Source organism: Streptomyces ruber (assembly GCF_014648075.1).
Lineage (GTDB): Bacteria > Actinomycetota > Actinomycetes > Streptomycetales > Streptomycetaceae > Streptomyces > Streptomyces ruber.
The window spans coordinates 135045-151150 of the sequence record NZ_BMQK01000001.1; the positions used below are offsets into that span (position 1 = coordinate 135045).

Annotated in this window: 16 protein-coding genes and 2 pseudogenes; 9 read left to right on the top strand and 9 right to left on the bottom strand. The window is 70.7% G+C overall.

What is annotated here, in order from left to right; translation table 11 throughout:
- Nucleotides 1-19 precede the first annotated feature (19 nt).
- Nucleotides 20-352 carry a hypothetical protein gene (locus IEZ04_RS00665; RefSeq protein ID WP_229820756.1) on the bottom strand — a complete coding sequence of 111 codons (333 nt, stop codon included), beginning with the start codon at nt 350-352 and terminating at the stop codon, nt 20-22.
- A gap of 456 nt (nt 353-808) precedes the next feature.
- On the opposite strand from IEZ04_RS00665, the pseudogene IEZ04_RS00670 reads away from it, so the two are divergent.
- Nucleotides 809-2428, top strand: a pseudogene (locus IEZ04_RS00670) (DUF6531 domain-containing protein); the annotation flags it as partial.
- On the opposite strand, the pseudogene IEZ04_RS00675 reads toward IEZ04_RS00670, so the two are convergent.
- A pseudogene (locus IEZ04_RS00675) lies at nt 2429-2782 on the bottom strand (helix-turn-helix domain-containing protein); the annotation flags it as partial.
- A gap of 185 nt (nt 2783-2967) precedes the next feature.
- On the opposite strand from IEZ04_RS00675, the gene IEZ04_RS00680 reads away from it, so the two are divergent.
- On the top strand, nt 2968-3387 hold the full coding sequence (locus IEZ04_RS00680) for an ATP-binding protein (RefSeq protein ID WP_189214620.1): 420 nt from the start codon (nt 2968-2970) through the stop codon (nt 3385-3387).
- 13 nt (nt 3388-3400) lie between these two features.
- Here IEZ04_RS00680 and IEZ04_RS00685 read toward each other — a convergent pair whose 3' ends face one another.
- Nucleotides 3401-3721, bottom strand: coding sequence for a DUF2530 domain-containing protein (locus tag IEZ04_RS00685; RefSeq protein WP_189214621.1), 321 nt, complete (start codon nt 3719-3721; stop codon nt 3401-3403).
- 182 nt (nt 3722-3903) lie between these two features.
- On the opposite strand from IEZ04_RS00685, the gene IEZ04_RS00690 reads away from it, so the two are divergent.
- Nucleotides 3904-5355, top strand: coding sequence for an NCS2 family permease (locus IEZ04_RS00690; RefSeq protein ID WP_189214622.1), 1452 nt, complete (start codon nt 3904-3906; stop codon nt 5353-5355).
- A gap of 22 nt (nt 5356-5377) precedes the next feature.
- Here IEZ04_RS00690 and IEZ04_RS00695 read toward each other — a convergent pair whose 3' ends face one another.
- Nucleotides 5378-5599 (bottom strand): ribbon-helix-helix protein, CopG family, encoded by a 222-nt coding sequence (locus tag IEZ04_RS00695; RefSeq protein ID WP_189215333.1) that lies wholly within the window; start codon nt 5597-5599, stop codon nt 5378-5380.
- Between the two features lie 206 nt (nt 5600-5805).
- Here IEZ04_RS00695 and IEZ04_RS00700 point away from each other — a divergent pair, with 206 nt between their 5' ends.
- The 3 genes from IEZ04_RS00700 (at nt 5806) to thpR (ending at nt 8544) form a co-directional block, all read left to right on the top strand.
- The gene (locus IEZ04_RS00700) at nt 5806-6243 is read left to right on the top strand and encodes a MarR family winged helix-turn-helix transcriptional regulator (RefSeq protein WP_189214623.1); all 438 of its coding nucleotides are present in this window, start codon (nt 5806-5808) and stop codon (nt 6241-6243) included.
- 156 nt (nt 6244-6399) lie between these two features.
- Nucleotides 6400-7920, top strand: a complete 1521-nt coding sequence (locus tag IEZ04_RS00705; RefSeq protein ID WP_229820758.1) for an MFS transporter — start codon at nt 6400-6402, stop codon at nt 7918-7920.
- Between the two features lie 30 nt (nt 7921-7950).
- A complete protein-coding gene (thpR, locus tag IEZ04_RS00710) occupies nt 7951-8544 on the top strand; it encodes an RNA 2',3'-cyclic phosphodiesterase (RefSeq protein WP_189214624.1) in 594 nt (197 codons plus the stop codon).
- 142 nt (nt 8545-8686) lie between these two features.
- On the opposite strand, the gene IEZ04_RS00715 is transcribed toward thpR, so the two are convergent.
- The 3 genes from IEZ04_RS00715 to IEZ04_RS00725 form a co-directional block, all read right to left on the bottom strand.
- Nucleotides 8687-9679, bottom strand: a complete 993-nt coding sequence (locus tag IEZ04_RS00715; RefSeq protein ID WP_189214625.1) for an aldo/keto reductase — start codon at nt 9677-9679, stop codon at nt 8687-8689.
- A gap of 47 nt (nt 9680-9726) precedes the next feature.
- Entirely contained in the window at nt 9727-10314 is a 588-nt protein-coding gene (locus IEZ04_RS00720) for a Uma2 family endonuclease (protein WP_189214626.1), read from the bottom strand.
- Between the two features lie 86 nt (nt 10315-10400).
- Nucleotides 10401-11078, bottom strand: a complete 678-nt coding sequence (locus IEZ04_RS00725) for an SGNH/GDSL hydrolase family protein (RefSeq protein WP_189214627.1) — start codon at nt 11076-11078, stop codon at nt 10401-10403.
- 84 nt (nt 11079-11162) lie between these two features.
- On the opposite strand from IEZ04_RS00725, the gene IEZ04_RS00730 reads away from it, so the two are divergent.
- Nucleotides 11163-12152 carry a TolB-like translocation protein gene (locus IEZ04_RS00730; RefSeq protein ID WP_189214628.1) on the top strand — a complete coding sequence of 330 codons (990 nt, stop codon included), beginning with the start codon at nt 11163-11165 and terminating at the stop codon, nt 12150-12152.
- On the opposite strand, the gene IEZ04_RS00735 is transcribed toward IEZ04_RS00730, so the two are convergent.
- Nucleotides 12153-12953, bottom strand: coding sequence for a TetR/AcrR family transcriptional regulator (locus IEZ04_RS00735; RefSeq protein ID WP_189214629.1), 801 nt, complete (start codon nt 12951-12953; stop codon nt 12153-12155).
- 111 nt (nt 12954-13064) lie between these two features.
- Here IEZ04_RS00735 and IEZ04_RS00740 point away from each other — a divergent pair, with 111 nt between their 5' ends.
- Together IEZ04_RS00740 and IEZ04_RS00745 are read left to right on the top strand one after the other, a co-directional pair.
- Nucleotides 13065-14045 (top strand): ATP-binding cassette domain-containing protein, encoded by a 981-nt coding sequence (locus IEZ04_RS00740; protein WP_189214630.1) that lies wholly within the window; start codon nt 13065-13067, stop codon nt 14043-14045.
- Nucleotides 14042-14863 carry an ABC transporter permease gene (locus IEZ04_RS00745; protein ID WP_189214631.1) on the top strand — a complete coding sequence of 274 codons (822 nt, stop codon included), beginning with the start codon at nt 14042-14044 and terminating at the stop codon, nt 14861-14863. The genes IEZ04_RS00740 and IEZ04_RS00745 overlap by 4 nt, the downstream gene beginning before the upstream one ends.
- A gap of 60 nt (nt 14864-14923) precedes the next feature.
- Here the strand turns inward: IEZ04_RS00745 and serC are convergent, their stop codons facing one another.
- A complete protein-coding gene (gene serC / locus IEZ04_RS00750) occupies nt 14924-16042 on the bottom strand; it encodes a phosphoserine transaminase (RefSeq protein WP_189214632.1) in 1119 nt (372 codons plus the stop codon).
- Nucleotides 16043-16106: the final 64 nt, after the last annotated feature.

The window sequence follows — 16106 nt, forward strand, 5'->3', positions numbered from 1 at the left end:
GGAGGGCCGGACCCGGACGTCAGGCGGCCCGGTCCCACTCCTGGCCGTGCCACTGCTCCTCGGCGGCCGACTCGCGCAGGGCGGCCTTCTCCCGGGCCCGCAGCACGGCCCAGGTGACCGCGCAGACACAGGTGAGGTACCAGGGCAGCGGCCACAGAACGGGCCACGCGCGGAAACCGGGCGCGAGAACGACGTCGACGGCGGCGGTGGTCATGCCGCCGGCCAGGCTCCAGCGGAGGAGGCGGCCGGAGGTGCGGACGGACCGGCCGAGGCGGTGAGCGGTCTCCGCGGTGGTGCCAGGGGGATCGGGCGGGCTTTCGGGCAGGGCTCTGCCCGGGTCCTGATCAGACATCGCGGGAGGGTCTCCGGGCTTCTCGGTGTTCTCCGGAAAGGACGGCCGACCTGCTTACCGGCTGGATCGCCGGTGGTCGGACGCTGAAAGTGTGCATGCCGTGAAGTCCCTGGTCACGGTACGCATGGTGGGCGGCGTGGCGTCTGAGACAACTTCGCGGCGGGGTACCGGGCGGCGATTGACCGTGTCGTGGCCTGATTGATGCAGCCGTCAGGCGGACGACCGCCTGTCTCAAAGTGGCTGGAAAGAAGCGCCGGGGACAGCGCTTGAGAGCTGCGCAAGCTCCCGCGAGGGGTTATCAGCCAAACAAGGCGCTGGAAACCCCGGCGGAACGGGGAATTCCTGCCGTTTCTGCTCGGATATGTCTTGTTTTATCCGGTGTAGAGCGCGTAAGAGGTGGGGCTGATTCCGGCCCGTATGTGATCGATCTTCGGGGGAAGCGCCCGCCGTCTCGGCGTGCCCGGAGAACGAACAGCACACAGATCCGCCCTCGTCGCGGCCCTCACGGCCGCCGCTCTCGCGGTCACGGCCGCACCCGGCCTGGCGGCGACTCCGCAGCCGGAGCTCCCGGACCCGGAGAGCCCGTGGACGAAACCGACCAAGATCGCGGCCCCGGCCACGCCCACCGGGGTGACGCAGCCGCCGGCGTCGAAGCCGGAGGCGGAGCCGTCGGCAGAGGTGGCGGCCTGGCGGGCGGCTCAGGAGGCCCGCACCGAAGCGGGCGAGGGTTCCGCCGGGACAGCGGCCCGCACCTCCGCCGCCGCCGAGGCCACCACGGAGTTCGTGCCCGAGGGTCAGGGCGACGTCCCCTGGCACCGCATCCTGGACACCCGCCTCAGCGATGCCCTGGTCGCCCGGGTGAACCTGTCCGACGGCAATCTGATGCTGGCCGCGACCGACTTCGACATCGCGGGCGTCGGCCAGAAACTCCAGCTCACCCGCACGTACAACTCCCTGGAGGCCCCCTGGGGCAAGGTCTCCCAGCGCTGGTGGCAGGGGTACGAGCGCTACCTCCGCGTGGCGGACGGCGAGGTACACGTCTTCGACGCCACCGGTGACGTCCTGCGCTTCACCGAGACCAGCAGCGGCGGCTACACGACCCCGACCGGCTACTCCAAGGACCTGAGGAAGAACGCGGACGGCACCTACACCCTCACCGACCGCAAGTCCGGCACCAAGGACGCCTACGACGAGCACGGCACCCTCACCAAGGTCACGGACAAGAACCACGGCACGATCACCGTCGACCAGCACGACGAGGGAGCCGAGCACAAGGGCTTCAAGCTCACCGAGACCCGCTCCGGCCGCTGGATCGACCTGGTCAAGACGTACGGCAACCAGTGGCAGGCCAAGGACCACACCGGCCGCACCGCCGTCCTCGACCTGGACGGCTCCGGCAACCTGGCGAAGGTGACGGACACGGCGGGCAAGGCGACGACGTACGACTACGACGCCTCCCGCCGCCTGACGAAGGTGACCACCCCCGGGGGCACGGTCACCGTCTTCACCTACGACGGCCACAACCGCGTCACCTCCCTGCAGCGGGCGACACAGTCCTCGGGCAGTGGCCACTCGGGGCCGACGTGGAGATACGACTACTCGGCCGCGCCCAAGGAGGCGGGCACGACGACGGTGACGGACCCGGACGGCGACGACACCGTCTGCACCCACACCGCGGACGGCGAGGTCACCAAGGTCACCGACCCGCTGCAGCACTCGCGCCACGCCACGTACGCGAACCACCTCACCCAGACCGCCACCGACGCGCTGGGCACGGGCGCGGACGGCACCGGCGGCAACGTCACCACGTACGGCTGGGACGGCCGCAACAACGCCACCTCGATCGAGCTGCCGCTGGGCGCGACGGCCTCGGTGACCCAGTACCAGACGATCGCCGGCACCGACCTGCCGAACGACTTCACCACCGCCGACGGCCGCAAGGACTCCTTCACGTACGACACCAACGGCAACACCATGTCGGTGACCACCACCGGCAGCGCCGGCGGCACCCGCGAGTACACCTACAACAAGGCCACCCCGGCCTGCGGCGGCTTCGAGGGCCAGCGCTGCACCGCGCAGGAACTCGACATCGAGTCGGTACGTGGAGTGGTACTCCAACTCGGCCAGGTTCAAGAACGAGGTGGGCAGCAGACCGCGGTACTTCTCCCACCAGCCGCGTGTTCGATCGCCGGCCATCGCCACCAGTGCATTGATCAACTTGCCGTCCGTGCAGGAGTAGTGAGCTGCGAGCTGCCGTACGCGCTCTTTGCTCACGCCCGCCATGCCGGATTCGATCTGACTCACCTGGGCCGAATCCGTTCCGAGCAGCGCTGCGGCCTCACGTCCCTTGAGTCCTGCGGTCTCGCGCAGTTTCCGTGGCTCAGCGCCCAGGCGTTCCTGTCGTGCGGTGGACTGCTGCCTGCGCGGCATGGTGTCCTCCTCGCCCCCGACTGCTGGAGGGCCCTACTGTCGGTGACGCGACGCACACGCTGCGGAACCCCGGGACCCCGGAAGCGCACCACTCCGTCCTGCCACGGCGGCTGCGGCAATGCCACCGCCCGAGAGCCTCCGCGCACTTCCACCCCACCCGCCCCTCCGCCGGAACGGAGTCCCGCATGCCTGAGAACGACCGCGAGCCCTGGGAGTGCTGGCTCCACGTCCCCGACGATCCGTGCGCCGTCACCGTCAGCCGCCGCACCCTCCGCCTGATCCTGACCCTGCACGGCCTGCTCCACCTCGCCGACACCGCCGAACCGCTCGCGACCGAGCTGGTCACCAACGCCGTGCGGCACACCGAGGGGTCCGCCGCCCTCCGCGTCCGCTGGAAGGGAGGCGTGCTGCGGATCGGTGCGTGGGACGCCAGTCCGGAGCCGCCGGACCCTCCCTGTCTCGTAGGGCGGTGCGCCGACGATCGCGAGGAGGGCCGCGGACTCGTCCTCGTCCGTGCCTGCGCCGACCTGTGGGGGTGGCAGCCGCTGGCCAGGAACGGGAGTCGGGGCAAGTGCGTGTGGTGCGACCTCGCCGCCACGGCGTGAGCGGACCGCGCGGCTAGGGCTTCTGTTCGGTGACCGCCGGGTCCGGAGCCGTCTCCGGACCCGCGCCCGCCGTGTCCCCGCCCGCCCGGAGGGCCGCCGCCCGTTTGATCGCCGCGTCCCGCCTGCGCACGTAATAGATGCCGATCAGCCCCAGCCCGCCGCCGGCCAGGCAGGTCCACACCCACCATGTGTGGCCGTGGTCGTCGAACCAGCCGTAGAAGGGGAGCTGGGCGAGGAAGAGGACGAACCACAGGATCGTGCCGCCGGTGATCGTCGCGACCACGGGGCCCTCTAGGGGCTCCGGCGCCTCGTGCCTGGGTGTCCACTTCGCCATGGGGACAGCTTACGAGGGCCTCACGGCGCGGGTGGCGACCGGCTCGCCTCGCGGGGTTACGCGCGTAGATGGCAAATCGCGCCTCATATGTTCATACTGAAACCAATTGTTCATGACCGCTTCATTTCGTAGGAAACACCAAACGGGCACGGGGGAGACCGGTTGGTGGTGTGAGGACCCGCATGCCCACCTCGGCACCCAGCCAGGACTCCCCGCTCCGGTCGCCGGAACCCAGACCCGCCCGGAACGCGCTCGACCGCTACTTCAAGATCTCGGAGCGGGGCAGCACGCTCTCCCGTGAGGTCCGGGGCGGCTTCGCCACCTTCTTCGCGATGGCCTACATCGTCGTGCTGAACCCGATCATCCTGGGCAGCGCCAAGGACATGTACGGCCACCAGCTGGACAACGGCCAGCTGGTCACCGCGACCGCCCTGTCCGCCGCGTTCACCACGCTGCTCATGGGCGTGATCGGCAACGTGCCCATCGCGCTGGCGGCGGGGCTCGGCGTCAACACCGTCGTCGCCCTCCAGCTCGCTCCCCGGATGTCCTGGCCGGACGCCATGGGCATGGTGGTGCTCGCCGGGTTCGTGGTGTGCCTGCTCGTGGCCACCGGACTGCGGGAGCGGGTGATGAGCGCGGTGCCGCTGGGGCTGCGCAAGGGCATCTCGATCGGCATCGGTCTGTTCATCCTGATGATCGGTCTTGTCGACTCCGGTTTCGTCTCGCGCATCCCGGACGCCGCCCAGACCACCGTGCCGCTCCAGCTCGGCGGCGACGGTCACCTCAACGGCTGGCCGGTGCTGATCTTCGTCCTCGGCGCGCTGCTCACCCTCGGGCTGATCGTGCGCAAGGTGCCGGGCGCGATCCTGATCTCGATCGTCGTCATGACCTTCGTCGCGGTTCTGATCAATGCCGTCGCCGATGTGCCGTCCTGGGGCCTGACCACCCCCGAGTGGCCGGGCAATCCCGTCTCGACCCCCGACTTCGGGCTCCTCGGCCAGGTGAGTCTCTTCGGCGGGTTCGAGAAGGTCGGCGTGCTGACCGGCATCCTGTTCGTCTTCACCGTGCTGCTGTCGTGCTTCTTCGACGCGATGGGCACGATCATGGGCGTCAGCGACGAGGCCAAGCTGGCCGACGCCCAGGGCAACATGCCCGGCATGAACAAGGTCCTCTTCGTCGACGGCATCGCCGTCGCCGCCGGCGGGGCCACCTCCTCCTCGGCCACCACCTGCTTCGTGGAGTCCACGGCCGGTGTGGGCGAGGGCGCCCGAACGGGCTTCGCGAACATCGTCACCGGCGGGCTCTTCGCCGTCGCGCTCTTCCTGACCCCCGTCGCCACGATGGTCCCGTCCCAGGCGGCCACCCCGGCGCTGCTCGCGGTCGGCTTCCTGATCCTCGCGAACTCGATCCGGGACATCGACTGGAGCGACCACACGATCGCGATCCCCGCGTTCGTGACCATGCTGATGATGCCGTTCACCTACTCGATCACCAACGGCATCGGCATGGGCTTCATCACCTTCGTGGTGCTGCGCCTCGTGGCCGGCCGGGGGCGGGAGGTGCCGGTGGCGCTGTACGTCGTCTCGGCGGTGTTCGCCTTCTACTACCTGATGCCGGCGCTGGGGCTCACCTGATGCCCCGCCCCTGCCGCGCGGCTCACACCGGACCGGGCGACCGGCCCGGTGACCCCTGGTCCCACGTGACCTCGTAGAACCTCTCCGTCTCGTCGACGGCGGCCTGGAACCGCTCGTCGAAGTCGTCCCGAATGAGCGTCCGGACCACGTAGTCCTGGACGCTCATTCCTCTTCTGGCGGCGCGTCGCCGGACACGTTCGAGCAGGTCGCGATCCATCCGCAGGCTGAGCACGCTGGTCCCCATGGTCCCCATGGACACGAGGGTCGGGCGGGCGCGGGCGCGCTGTGTCAGGTTCCGCCGACGACTCACTCGTACGAGTGATTACGCGTGCAGTACGGGTGGGGTGATGTGTGAAGTCCCAGGGTCCCGGGGCAGGAGTGGCGGGTTTCACGGGCGATCCGCCGCCGTTCGGTGGTATTTAGCGAGAGTAATGAGTTACGCTAAAGAACATGTCCGAACTGACCCATGGCGGCGACGACGCTGCCGTGAACGCCCTCCGGTCCGCCGTGATGCGACTGTCCCGCCGACTGAAGCACCAGCGGGTCGACGAGTCGCTGAGCCCCACCGAGATGTCGGTGCTCGGCACGCTCGCCCGCTGCGGCACCGCCACCCCGGGCGAGCTCGCCCGCAAGGAGCACGTGCAGCCGCCCTCGATGACCCGCATCGTGGCGCTGCTGGAGAGCAAGGGCCTGGTCAGCCTGGAGCCGCACCCCGAGGACAGGCGGCAGAAGGTCGTCGCCCAGACCGAGCGCGCCGAGGCGATGCTCGAGGAGAGCCGGCGCAAGCGCAACGCGTGGCTGGCGTCCCTGGTCGAGGGCCTCGACGAGGAGGAGTGGGCCAAGCTCCGCGAGGCGGCACCCGTCCTGGAGAAGCTCGCGCACCTGTGACCGGCCGGGGCTGACCGCAGGGACGTGCGCCCCGCGTCCGCGCCCGTGCGTGCTGCGCCTGCGCCGGGTGCGCACTCGTGAGCCTCTCGGGCCGACCCTCCGAAGAACCACACCGAGGACGACGATGTCCGTGACCAGCCAAGGAGGCGAACCCTGTTGAGTACGGGATCCGGAGCACACTCCGCCCCCGCACCGGCCACCCACGACTCCCCGTCCACCCGCGACCCGCTGCCCGCCGACGAACTGCCGGGCATGGTCGAGCCTGAGCCCCAGCGGACACCCGAGCCCGCACCCGAGCTCAAGTCCGAGCCCAAGCCCAAGCCCTCCCGGCCGTCGTCGGCGGCGTCTTCGTCGTCATCGATGTTCCGTTCGCTGCGCATCCGCAACTACCGGCTGTTCTTCATGGGCCAGGTCGTCTCCAACACCGGCACCTGGATGCAGCGCATCGCGCAGGACTGGCTGGTGCTCAGCCTCACCGGCTCGTCCACCGCCGTCGGTGTCACCACCGCGCTGCAGTTCCTGCCGATGCTGCTCTTCGGACTGTACGGCGGTGTCCTCGTCGACCGGCTGCCCAAGCGGCCCACGCTGCTCGGCACCCAGACGGCGATGGGCCTCACCGGTCTCGCCCTCGCCTTCCTGACGCTCTCCGGACACGTCGAGGTCTGGCACGTGTACGTCGCCGCCTTCGCCGTCGGACTCGCCACGGTCCTCGACAACCCGGCCCGTCAGTCCTTCGTCTCCGAGATGGTCGGCCCCGAGCAGCTCCAGAACGCGGTCAGCCTGAACTCGGCCAACTTCCAGTCCGCCCGGCTGATCGGCCCCGCCGTCGCCGGTGTGCTGATCACCGGCGTGGGCACCGGCTGGGCGTTCCTGCTCAACGGCCTCTCCTTCATCGCCCCGATCACCGGTCTGCTCCTGATGCGGGCGCGCGAGCTGCACGTGGTCGAGCGCGCCCCGCGCGGCAAGGGGCAGCTCCGCGAGGGGCTCCGGTACGTCGCCGGGCGACCCGAGCTGATCTGGACGATCGTGCTGGTCGGGTTCATCGGCACCTTCGGCTTCAACTTCCCGGTGTTCCTCTCCGCCTTCGCCGACGACGTGTTCGCGGCGGGCGCCGGCTCGTACAGCCTCTTCAACACGCTGATGGCGGTCGGCTCCGTGGCCGGCGCGCTGCTGGCGGCACGGCGCGGCACCTCCCGGATGCGGGTGCTGATCGCGTCGGCGCTGGCGTTCGGCGCCGTGGAGGTCGTGGCGGCCGTGACGCCGTCGCTGTGGCTGTTCGCGGTGCTCATGGTGCCGATCGGGATGTTCGGCATGACCGTCAACGTCACCGCCAACACCAGCATCCAGATGACCACGGACCCCGCGATGCGCGGCCGTGTCATGGCGCTCTACATGATGGTCTTCCTCGGCGGTACGCCGGTGGGCGCGCCGATCGTCGGCTGGGTCACGGACGCGTACGGGCCGCAGGTCGGCCTCGCCGCGGGCGGACTGGTCTCGCTCGTCGCGGCGGCCGTGGTGGGCCTGGTGCTGACGCGCGCCGGCGGGCTGCGGCTGTCGGTCGGCTGGCACCACGGGCACCCTCGGGTGCGGTTCGTCCCGCAGTCCCGGAGCGAGGAGCCCCGGGGTGCGGGCGCCGAGGGGCAGCGGACCGAAGAACTGGTGACGGCCGCCAGGTGACGTGCCACCCGGACCGGGGAGGGTGACGGCATGAGACTGTTCGCGGCCGTGCTGCCGCCCTCCGAGGTGACCGAAGAGCTCGTCCCCGCCGTCGCCGCGCTGAGACGGCTCCCCGGGGCCGGCCGGCTGCGCTGGGCGGACCGGGCGAACTGGCACTTCACGCTCGCCTTCTACGGCGAGGTCGGCGACGGCGTGGTGGCCGAGCTGTCGGAGCGGCTGGAGCGTGCCGCCCGGCGCACCGACGCGTTCCCCCTGGCGCTCCGGGGCGGCGGGCAGTTCGGGCAGGGGCGCGCGCTGTGGGTGGGCGCCGGGGGCGACGTACGGACCCTGCGGCTGCTGGCCGAACGCGCGGAGGCGGCGGCGCGGAAGGCGGGCGTGCCGATGGAGGGACACCGCAGGTACCGGGCCCATCTGACGCTGGCCCGCAGCCGGGAGCCGTTCGACGTGCGGCCGTACGTCGATCGGCTCGACGCCTTCGCGGGCCGTACCTGGACGGTCGGCGAGCTGGCCCTCGTCCGCAGCAACCTGCCGAGGTCCGGGGTGCCGGGGGAGCGCCCCCGGTACGAGACGGTGGCGAGCTGGGACCTGGGGGCGGGCGCCGGGGGCGCCGGGGCGTCCGGCTAACCTCGGTGACGTGGACCCGAAGACCAGGAACCGGATCATGGCCGGTGCGCTCGTGCTGATGTTCGCCGTGGTGGCCGTGGCGGCCGCGCTCGGCAGGTGAGCCGATCGCGACCGCCACGCTCCTCAAGACGCGTACGCGCCGTTACCAGGCGAACGCCTCCGGAGACGGCCCCGGCCCCGGGAAGATCTCGTCCAGGCCGGTGAGCACCTCCTCGCTCAGCTCCAGCTCCACGGCGCGGAGCGCGGACTCCAGCTGCTCGGCGGTGCGCGGACCCACGATGGGACCCGTCACGCCCGGCCGGGTGAGCAGCCAGGCCAGGGCCGCCTCGCCGGGCTCGATGCCGTGCTTGGCCAGCAGGTCCTCGTAACGCTGGACCTGCTCGCGGGCGGCGGGGTCGGCGAGCGTGTCGGCGGCCCGGCCGGAGGCCCGTCGTCCGCCCTCGGCCTGCTTCCTCAGCACGCCGCCGAGCAGCCCGCCGTGCAGCGGCGACCAGGGGATGACCCCGAGGCCGTACTCCTGGGCGGCCGGGACGACCTCCATCTCGGCGCGGCGCTCGGCGAGGTTGTAGAGGCACTGCTCGCTGACGAGGCCGATGGTGCCGCCCCGGCGGGCGGCGATCTCGTTGGCCTGGGCGATCTTGTAGCCGGGGAAGTTGCTGGAGCCGACGTACAGGATCTTGCCCTGCTGGACCAGGACGTCGATGGCCTGCCAGATCTCCTCGAAGGGGGTCGAGCGGTCCACGTGGTGGAACTGGTAGAGGTCGATGTAGTCGGTCTGCAGCCGCTTGAGGCTGGCGTCGACGGCCCGCCGGATGTTGAGGGCGGAGAGCTTGTCGTGGTTGGGCCAGGCCTCGCCGTCGGCGCCCATGTTGCCGTAGACCTTGGTGGCGAGGACGACCTTGTCGCGGCGGTCACCGCCCTTGGCGAACCAGTCGCCGATGATCGACTCGGTACGGCCCTTGTTCTCGCCCCAGCCGTAGACGTTGGCCGTGTCGAAGAAGTTGATGCCCGCGTCCAGCGCGGCGTCCATGATCGCGTGGCTGTCGGCCTCGTCGGTCTGCGGACCGAAGTTCATGGTGCCCAGCACCAGTCGGCTGACCTTGAGTCCCGTGCGTCCGAGCTGCGTGTACTTCATGGTCACCAGCCAACGGGTTGGAGTGCGCTCCAGGCAAGGGGACGCGATCAGTCGCGGGGGAACTCGTCGGTCTTGAGGGTGAGCCCGACCACGGTGCCGGTGAGGTCGACGTCGTCGCCGAAGGTGACGATGGTCTCGGTGGCGTAGTCGCCGTCCTTGGGGTGGATGTAGAGGTGACAGCGGCGCTGGTACGGGTCGGCGATGAGGAGGACGGGGACCTCGGCGGTGGCGTAGGCCGCCTTCTTCGGGCCGTAGTCGTTCGCCGCGGTGCCCTTGGAGATCACTTCGGCGACGAACTCGACGTCCTCGTGGCGCCAGTGGCCGCTGTCCGTCGTGTCGGCGCCCTCGGTCACCAACGTGATGTCGGTCGCGAATCCGTTGAGGTGCCCCGGGTAGTCGATGCGCACGTCCGACAGCAGACGCTTGCGGGGGTACTTGGTCCGCAGCTGTTCGACGATGTCCAGGATGATGTGCCAGTGGGTGCCCCGCTGCGGCGACATGAAGACGGTCCCCTCGACGATCTCGACCTTGTATCCCTCGGGGACGGGCATCTTCTCGAGCCGCTCGAACATCTCGTCGAGCTCACTCGTGTTGTCGCTCTCGGCCATCGTGATCCTGTCTTCGAGGACGGTCATCGTGGCGCTCCTCCCCGGCCGCGTCTCGATCGAACGGGGCCGCGCGGTACAACGATACGCACGGTCACCGGGTTGCGTACGGACCGCTACCGCGGCTCGTACGGTTCCCCCAGCCCCCACGCCTGGTACATCGCCTCCGCGAACGCCGCCGCGATCCGGTGCTCGCCGTTCGCGTTCGGGTGGGTGCCGTCGTAGGTGTCGTGGTGGATGTCGTACGCCGGGTCGGGGGAGGCGAGGAGCAGCGGGGAGCGGGGCTCGTCCAGGTCGGCGGCGGCCTTGGCGAGGAGCTCGTTGAAGCGGGCGACCTCGGCGGCGAACGCGGCGTCCGTCGTGGCGCGCACGTTCGGGGTCACCGGCAGCAGGACCATGTGGATGCGCGGGTTCGCCTCGCGGGCGTTGGCCACGAAGGCGCGGACGTTCTCCGCCGTCTGCTCGGCGTCGGTGTAGAAGCCCAGGTCGATCAGGCCGAGGGAGACCAGGAGGACGTCCGCGCGGCAGCTCCGTACGGCGTCGGCGATCAGGGGTGCCATGTGGCACCAGCCCTCGCCCCAGCCGGCCAGGTGGGCGCGGGGGAAGTCGGGGTCGGCGTAGTCGTACGAGACCGGGGCGTCCGCGGCCTTGTCGTAGAGCGTCTCGCGCGGGCCGACGATGCGGAACGGCCCTCCGTAGGTGTCCCGCAGGTGCTGCCACACGCGGTAGCGCCAGGTGTGGTCACCCGCGCTGCCGATCGTCGTGCTGTCACCGACGGGCATGAATCTGAGCATCGGGCCATCATCCCGGATGAGGCGGCCGGACGGAGAGGCCGGATGGGGACGGCGTGTGCCGCGCCGTGATGGCAGGCTGGGGGCATGCGCCGTCGATCACTGCCGTTGCTCGCGGGCCTCGCCGGGCTCCTCCTCGCCGCCGCCGGGACCGCGCCCGCGGCCGCCGACGCGGAGCGGTTCACCATCGAGGACCCGAGGATCTCGGAGTCCAGCGGCCTCGCCGCCTCCCGTCTGCACCCCGGTGTCTACTGGACCCACAACGACAGCGACGACGGGCCCTACCTGTACGCGGTCGACAGTGCCACCGGGAAGACCGTCGCCACCGTCACCATGAGCGGCGTGGGCGAGCCGCGCGACGTCGAGGCGATCTCCATCGGGCCGGGGAACGAGATCTACGTCGGTGACATCGGCGACAACCTCGACGGCGGCTGGGACCACGTCTGGATCTACGAGCTGCCCGAGCCGAAGGAGCTGACGGACCGGACGGTCCGTGCCACGCAGTACGTCGTCCAGTACGCCGACGGCGCCCGGGACGCCGAGTCGCTGATGGTGCACCCGAAGACGGGCCGCGTCTACATCGCCGACAAGAAGAAGGCGGGCGGCTCGCTGTACGAGGGACCCGAGACCCTCTCCCCGAGCGGCGTCAACGTCTTCCGCAGGATCGCCCCGGTCGACCTCTGGGCCACCGACGGGGCGTTCTCCCCGAACGGGGAACAGCTAGCCGTGCGCGGGTACTTCGGCGGCATCGCGTACGACTGGAACGGCGGGAGGATCGAGGAGAGCGGGAGGCTCAGCGTCCCGCTGCAGCGGCAGGGGGAGTCGATGACCTACACCCCCGACGGGAAACAGATCATGTACGGCAGCGAGGGGTCGGGAAGCTCGGTGGAGCCGCGGCCGGCGCCGGACGGGGGAGAGGTGTCCGCGTCGCCCTCCCCGGGCGAGGGGTCGACGCGGGCCGGTGAGGGCGGCGGGGAGGCCGGAACCTCGAAGGGCGTGCAGGTCGGTGTGCTGGCCGTCGCCGCCGTCATAGCGGTCGTGTGGGGGATGGGGCGGCTGCGGCGCCGGTCGTCGTGATCACGCCTCGTCGTGTTTCCTGCCGCGCTCCTCGCCGCGCCGGGTGACCAGCACCTCGAGCCCGTCCAGGATGCGCTGCAGGCCGAACTCGAAGTGGTCGAAGTCGGGGCCGAAGGTGTCGTCGGACAGTGAGGCCATGACCGGGTAGCGGCCCGACGTCATGGCCTTTTCCAGCACGGGCTCCTGCGCCTGCCAGAACTCCGCGTCGGTCAGGCCGGTCCGGCGCTCCGCGTCCTGCGCGTACAGCTGGGTGCGCGCGGCCCCGGCGACGTACCCGTCGACCATGATGAGCACCGACACCAGCTCCGGGTCGGTGAGGCCCATGGGCTTGATGTACGCGAGCACCGCCTCCATGGTGTCGAGTGCGCTCGGGCCGAGGACCGGGCGGGTCTGGTTGATCTGGAGCAGCCAGGGGTGACGGCGGTGGAGGGCCAGGGAGGCGTGGGCCATGGCCTCCAGGGCCCCGCGCCAGCTGCCGTCGTGCCGGGTGACCGGGTTGGCGTCGAGGCTCTGCACCCGGTCGAGCATCAGGTCCAGCAGCTCCGCCTTGCCGGGCACGTAGCGGTAGAGGGACATCGTTCCGGTGCCGAGTTCGGTGGCGATCCGGCGCATCGACACCGCCTCCAGACCCTCCGCGTCCGCGACCCGGACGGCCGCTTCCACGATCTGGTCCAGGGTCAGCCCCGGCTTGGGACCGCGGCTGGGGCGTTTCCCGGTGTCCCAGAGCAGTTCGAGGGTGCGCGCGATATCGCCGCTGCCACTGGTCTCCGTACCGCCCGTGCCCTTGGTGCCACTGCTCATGGACCTGAGGGTAATCGGTCGCGCGGAAACTGAGTACGGTGTACTCTCAGCGAAATGGGTACGGCGTACCCAGTTCGCATGCCCGGGGTGGAACAAGGGGGAGAGAACGTCATGACGGACGACGGCTACGCGGTGCGGGCCGAGGGACTGGTGAAGCGGTACGGGGAGAAGCGGGCGCTGGACGGCTTCGACCTGACGGTGCGCGAGGGCACGGTGCACGGCCTGCTGGGGCCGAACGGCGCGGGCAAGACCACCGCCGTGCGCATCCTGGCCACGCTGCTGCGGCTGGACGGTGGCCGGGCCACGGTGGCCGGGCTCGACGTGGCGCGGCAGGCGCAGGAGGTGCGGGCGCGGATCGGGCTGACCGGGCAGTACGCGGCCGTGGACGAGGTGCTGACGGGGCGGCAGAACCTGGAGATGTTCGGCCGGCTGTTCCATCTGGGCGGCAGGCGGGCCCGGCTGCGGGCGGGCGAGCTGCTGGAACAGTTCCGGCTGACCGACGCGGCGGACAAGGGGGTCGGGAAGTACAGCGGCGGCATGCGGCGCCGGCTGGACCTCGCCGCCTCGATGATCCTCACCCCGGCCGTCCTCTTCCTCGACGAGCCGACGACCGGTCTCGACCCGCGCAGCCGGGGCGAGGTCTGGGACTCCGTACGGGACCTGGTGGCGGGCGGTACGACCGTGCTGCTGACCACGCAGTACCTGGACGAGGCCGACAGGCTGGCCTCCCGGATCACCGTGCTCGACCAGGGGCGGGCCATCGCGGACGACACCCCGGACGGGCTGAAGAACACGGTGGGCGGCGACCGCATCGAAATCGTCGTCGCCGAGCGGGCCGACATCCCGCGCGCGGTGAAGGTCCTCGCCCGGGTCGCGGACGGCGAACCGGAGACGGACGAGACCGAACTGCGCGTCCACGCGCCGGTCGCCGACCGGGTGGCGGCCCTGACGGAGGCGGCACGGACCCTCCAGGACGAGGGCATCGCGGCCGAGGACATCGGGCTGCGCAGGCCGAGCCTGGACGACGTGTTCCTGCGCCTGACCGGACACCGCACGGAGCGGACGGAGACCGGGAAGGAGACGGCGGCGTGACCACGGTGGATCTCTCCGGGCGGCCGGCACACGGCCGCGTGTACTGGGTCCTGGCGGACTGCTGGAACGTCGTGCGCCGCGGCCTGACCCACTACCAGCGCCAGCCGGCCAACATCCTGTGGGCACTGGGCTTCCCGATCGTCTCCGTCCTCCTGTACGGCTACGTCTTCGGTAGCGCGATGCGGGTGCCGGGCGGCGGGGACTACAAGGACTTCCTGATGCCGGGCATGTTCGTGATGTCGATGGCCTTCGGCTTCATCAACACCGCGACGCTCGTGGTGCACGACTCCACCAAGGGTGTCACCGACCGCTTCCGGTCCATGCCGATGGCCTCCTCGGCGGTGGTCGCCGGGCGCGGGGTGACGGATCTGGTCCTGGCCTGTGCGGAGCTGCTCATCATGATGGGCACCGCGTTCGCCATGGGCTGGCGGCCGGACGGCGGCTGGGCCTTCCTCGCGGCCTTCGGCCTGCTCCTCTGGCTGCGGATCGCCCTGATCTGGGTCGGGGTGTGGCTGGGCTTCCTGGTGCCCAACCCGGAGGCGGCGGGCAACCTGTTCGCGGTCGCCATGCCGCTGACGATGATCTCCAGCATCTTCGTGGCACCCCAGCTGATGCCGGACTGGCTGGGCTTCGTCGCCGCCTGGAACCCCATCTCCTCCACGGCCGCGGCGACCCGTGAGCTGTTCGGCACGCCGGTGGGCGGCGGTGACGGGTGGATCGAGCAGCATGCCCTGCTGATGGCGTGGGTGTGGCCGCTGATCCTGACGGTGGTGTTCCTGCCGCTCGCGGTGCGCAGGTTCCAGAAGCTCAGCCGCTAGACGAACGGGAAGGGGCGCCCGGTGAGGTCCGGGCGCCCCTTTCGTTCCGTACGGGCGTGGTCAGAGCTGCTCGATCACGTAGTCCACGCACTTCGTCAGCGCCTCGACGTCCGCCGGGTCGACGGCCGGGAACATCGCGACGCGGAGCTGGTTGCGGCCGAGCTTGCGGTACGGCTCGGTGTCGACGATGCCGTTGGCGCGCAGCACCTTGGCGACGGCGGAGGCGTCCACCTCGTCGGCGAAGTCGATCGTGCCGACGACCTGCGAGCGCTTGGCCGGGTCGGTGACGAACGGGCTCGCGTACTTGATGTCCTCGGCCCAGCCGTACAGGGTGCGCGCGGAGGTGGCGGTACGGCGCACGGCCCAGTCCAGGCCGCCCTGGCCGTTGATCCACTCCAGCTGCTGGTTCAGCAGGAAGAGGGTGGCGAGGGCCGGGGTGTTGTACGTCTGGTTCTTGCGCGAGTTGTCGATCGCCGTCGGCAGGGAGAAGAACTCCGGGACGTGGCGGCCGCTCGCGTGGATCCGCTCGGCGCGCTCGATCGCGGCCGGGGAGAAGACGCCGATCCAGAGGCCGCCGTCGGCGGCGAAGGACTTCTGCGGGGCGAAGTAGTAGACGTCGGTCTCGGCGATGTCGACGGGCAGGCCGCCGGCGCCGGAGGTGGCGTCCACGAGGACCAGGGCGCCCTCGTCGGCGCCCGCGACCCGCTTGATCGGGGCGGCGACACCGGTGGAGGTCTCGTTGTGCGTGAACGCGTACACGTCCACACCCGCCTCGGCCTCGGGCTCCGGGTGCGTGCCCGGCTCCGAGGAGATGACGGTGGGCTCGGCCAGCCACGGGGCGAGCTTGGAGGCCTTGGCGAACTTGGAGGAGAACTCGCCGAAACTGAGGTGCTGCGACTTGTTCTCGATCAGTCCGTGGGTCGCCACGTCCCAGAAGGCGGTGGAGCCGCCGTTGCCGAGGACCACTTCGTAGCCCTCGGGGAGCTGGAACAGCTCGCCGATGCCCTCGCGCACCGCGCCGACCAGGTTCTTGACCGGGGCCTGACGGTGGGAGGTGCCCAGCAGGGACGTACCGGTGGCGGCCAGCGCGTCCAGCGCCTCCGTCCGCACCTTGGAGGGGCCCGAGCCGAAGCGACCGTCGGCGGGCTTGATGTCAGCGGGAATCCGGATCTCAGCCACGTCGGCGAGCCTAGCCGCTCGGTGAAACCCGGAGGAAACGAAGTCCGTGCTCTGAGACGGGTAT

What these genes read in the sequence shown, in the direction of transcription:
- IEZ04_RS00680 (WP_189214620.1), top strand. Translation starts at nt 2,968, where the DNA reads ATGCCTGAGAACGACCGCGAGCCCTGGGAGTGCTGGCTCCACGTCCCC.
- thpR (WP_189214624.1), top strand. Translation starts at nt 7,951, where the DNA reads ATGAGACTGTTCGCGGCCGTGCTGCCGCCCTCCGAGGTGACCGAAGAG.
- IEZ04_RS00690 (WP_189214622.1), top strand. Translation starts at nt 3,904, where the DNA reads ATGCCCACCTCGGCACCCAGCCAGGACTCCCCGCTCCGGTCGCCGGAA.
- IEZ04_RS00700 (WP_189214623.1), top strand. Translation starts at nt 5,806, where the DNA reads ATGTCCGAACTGACCCATGGCGGCGACGACGCTGCCGTGAACGCCCTC.
- IEZ04_RS00695 (WP_189215333.1), bottom strand. Translation starts at nt 5,599, where the DNA reads ATGGGGACCAGCGTGCTCAGCCTGCGGATGGATCGCGACCTGCTCGAA.
- IEZ04_RS00715 (WP_189214625.1), bottom strand. Translation starts at nt 9,679, where the DNA reads ATGAAGTACACGCAGCTCGGACGCACGGGACTCAAGGTCAGCCGACTG.
- IEZ04_RS00720 (WP_189214626.1), bottom strand. Translation starts at nt 10,314, where the DNA reads ATGACCGTCCTCGAAGACAGGATCACGATGGCCGAGAGCGACAACACG.
- IEZ04_RS00725 (WP_189214627.1), bottom strand. Translation starts at nt 11,078, where the DNA reads ATGCTCAGATTCATGCCCGTCGGTGACAGCACGACGATCGGCAGCGCG.
- IEZ04_RS00665 (WP_229820756.1), bottom strand. Translation starts at nt 352, where the DNA reads ATGTCTGATCAGGACCCGGGCAGAGCCCTGCCCGAAAGCCCGCCCGAT.
- IEZ04_RS00685 (WP_189214621.1), bottom strand. Translation starts at nt 3,721, where the DNA reads ATGGCGAAGTGGACACCCAGGCACGAGGCGCCGGAGCCCCTAGAGGGC.
- IEZ04_RS00735 (WP_189214629.1), bottom strand. Translation starts at nt 12,953, where the DNA reads ATGAGCAGTGGCACCAAGGGCACGGGCGGTACGGAGACCAGTGGCAGC.
- IEZ04_RS00730 (WP_189214628.1), top strand. Translation starts at nt 11,163, where the DNA reads ATGCGCCGTCGATCACTGCCGTTGCTCGCGGGCCTCGCCGGGCTCCTC.
- IEZ04_RS00740 (WP_189214630.1), top strand. Translation starts at nt 13,065, where the DNA reads ATGACGGACGACGGCTACGCGGTGCGGGCCGAGGGACTGGTGAAGCGG.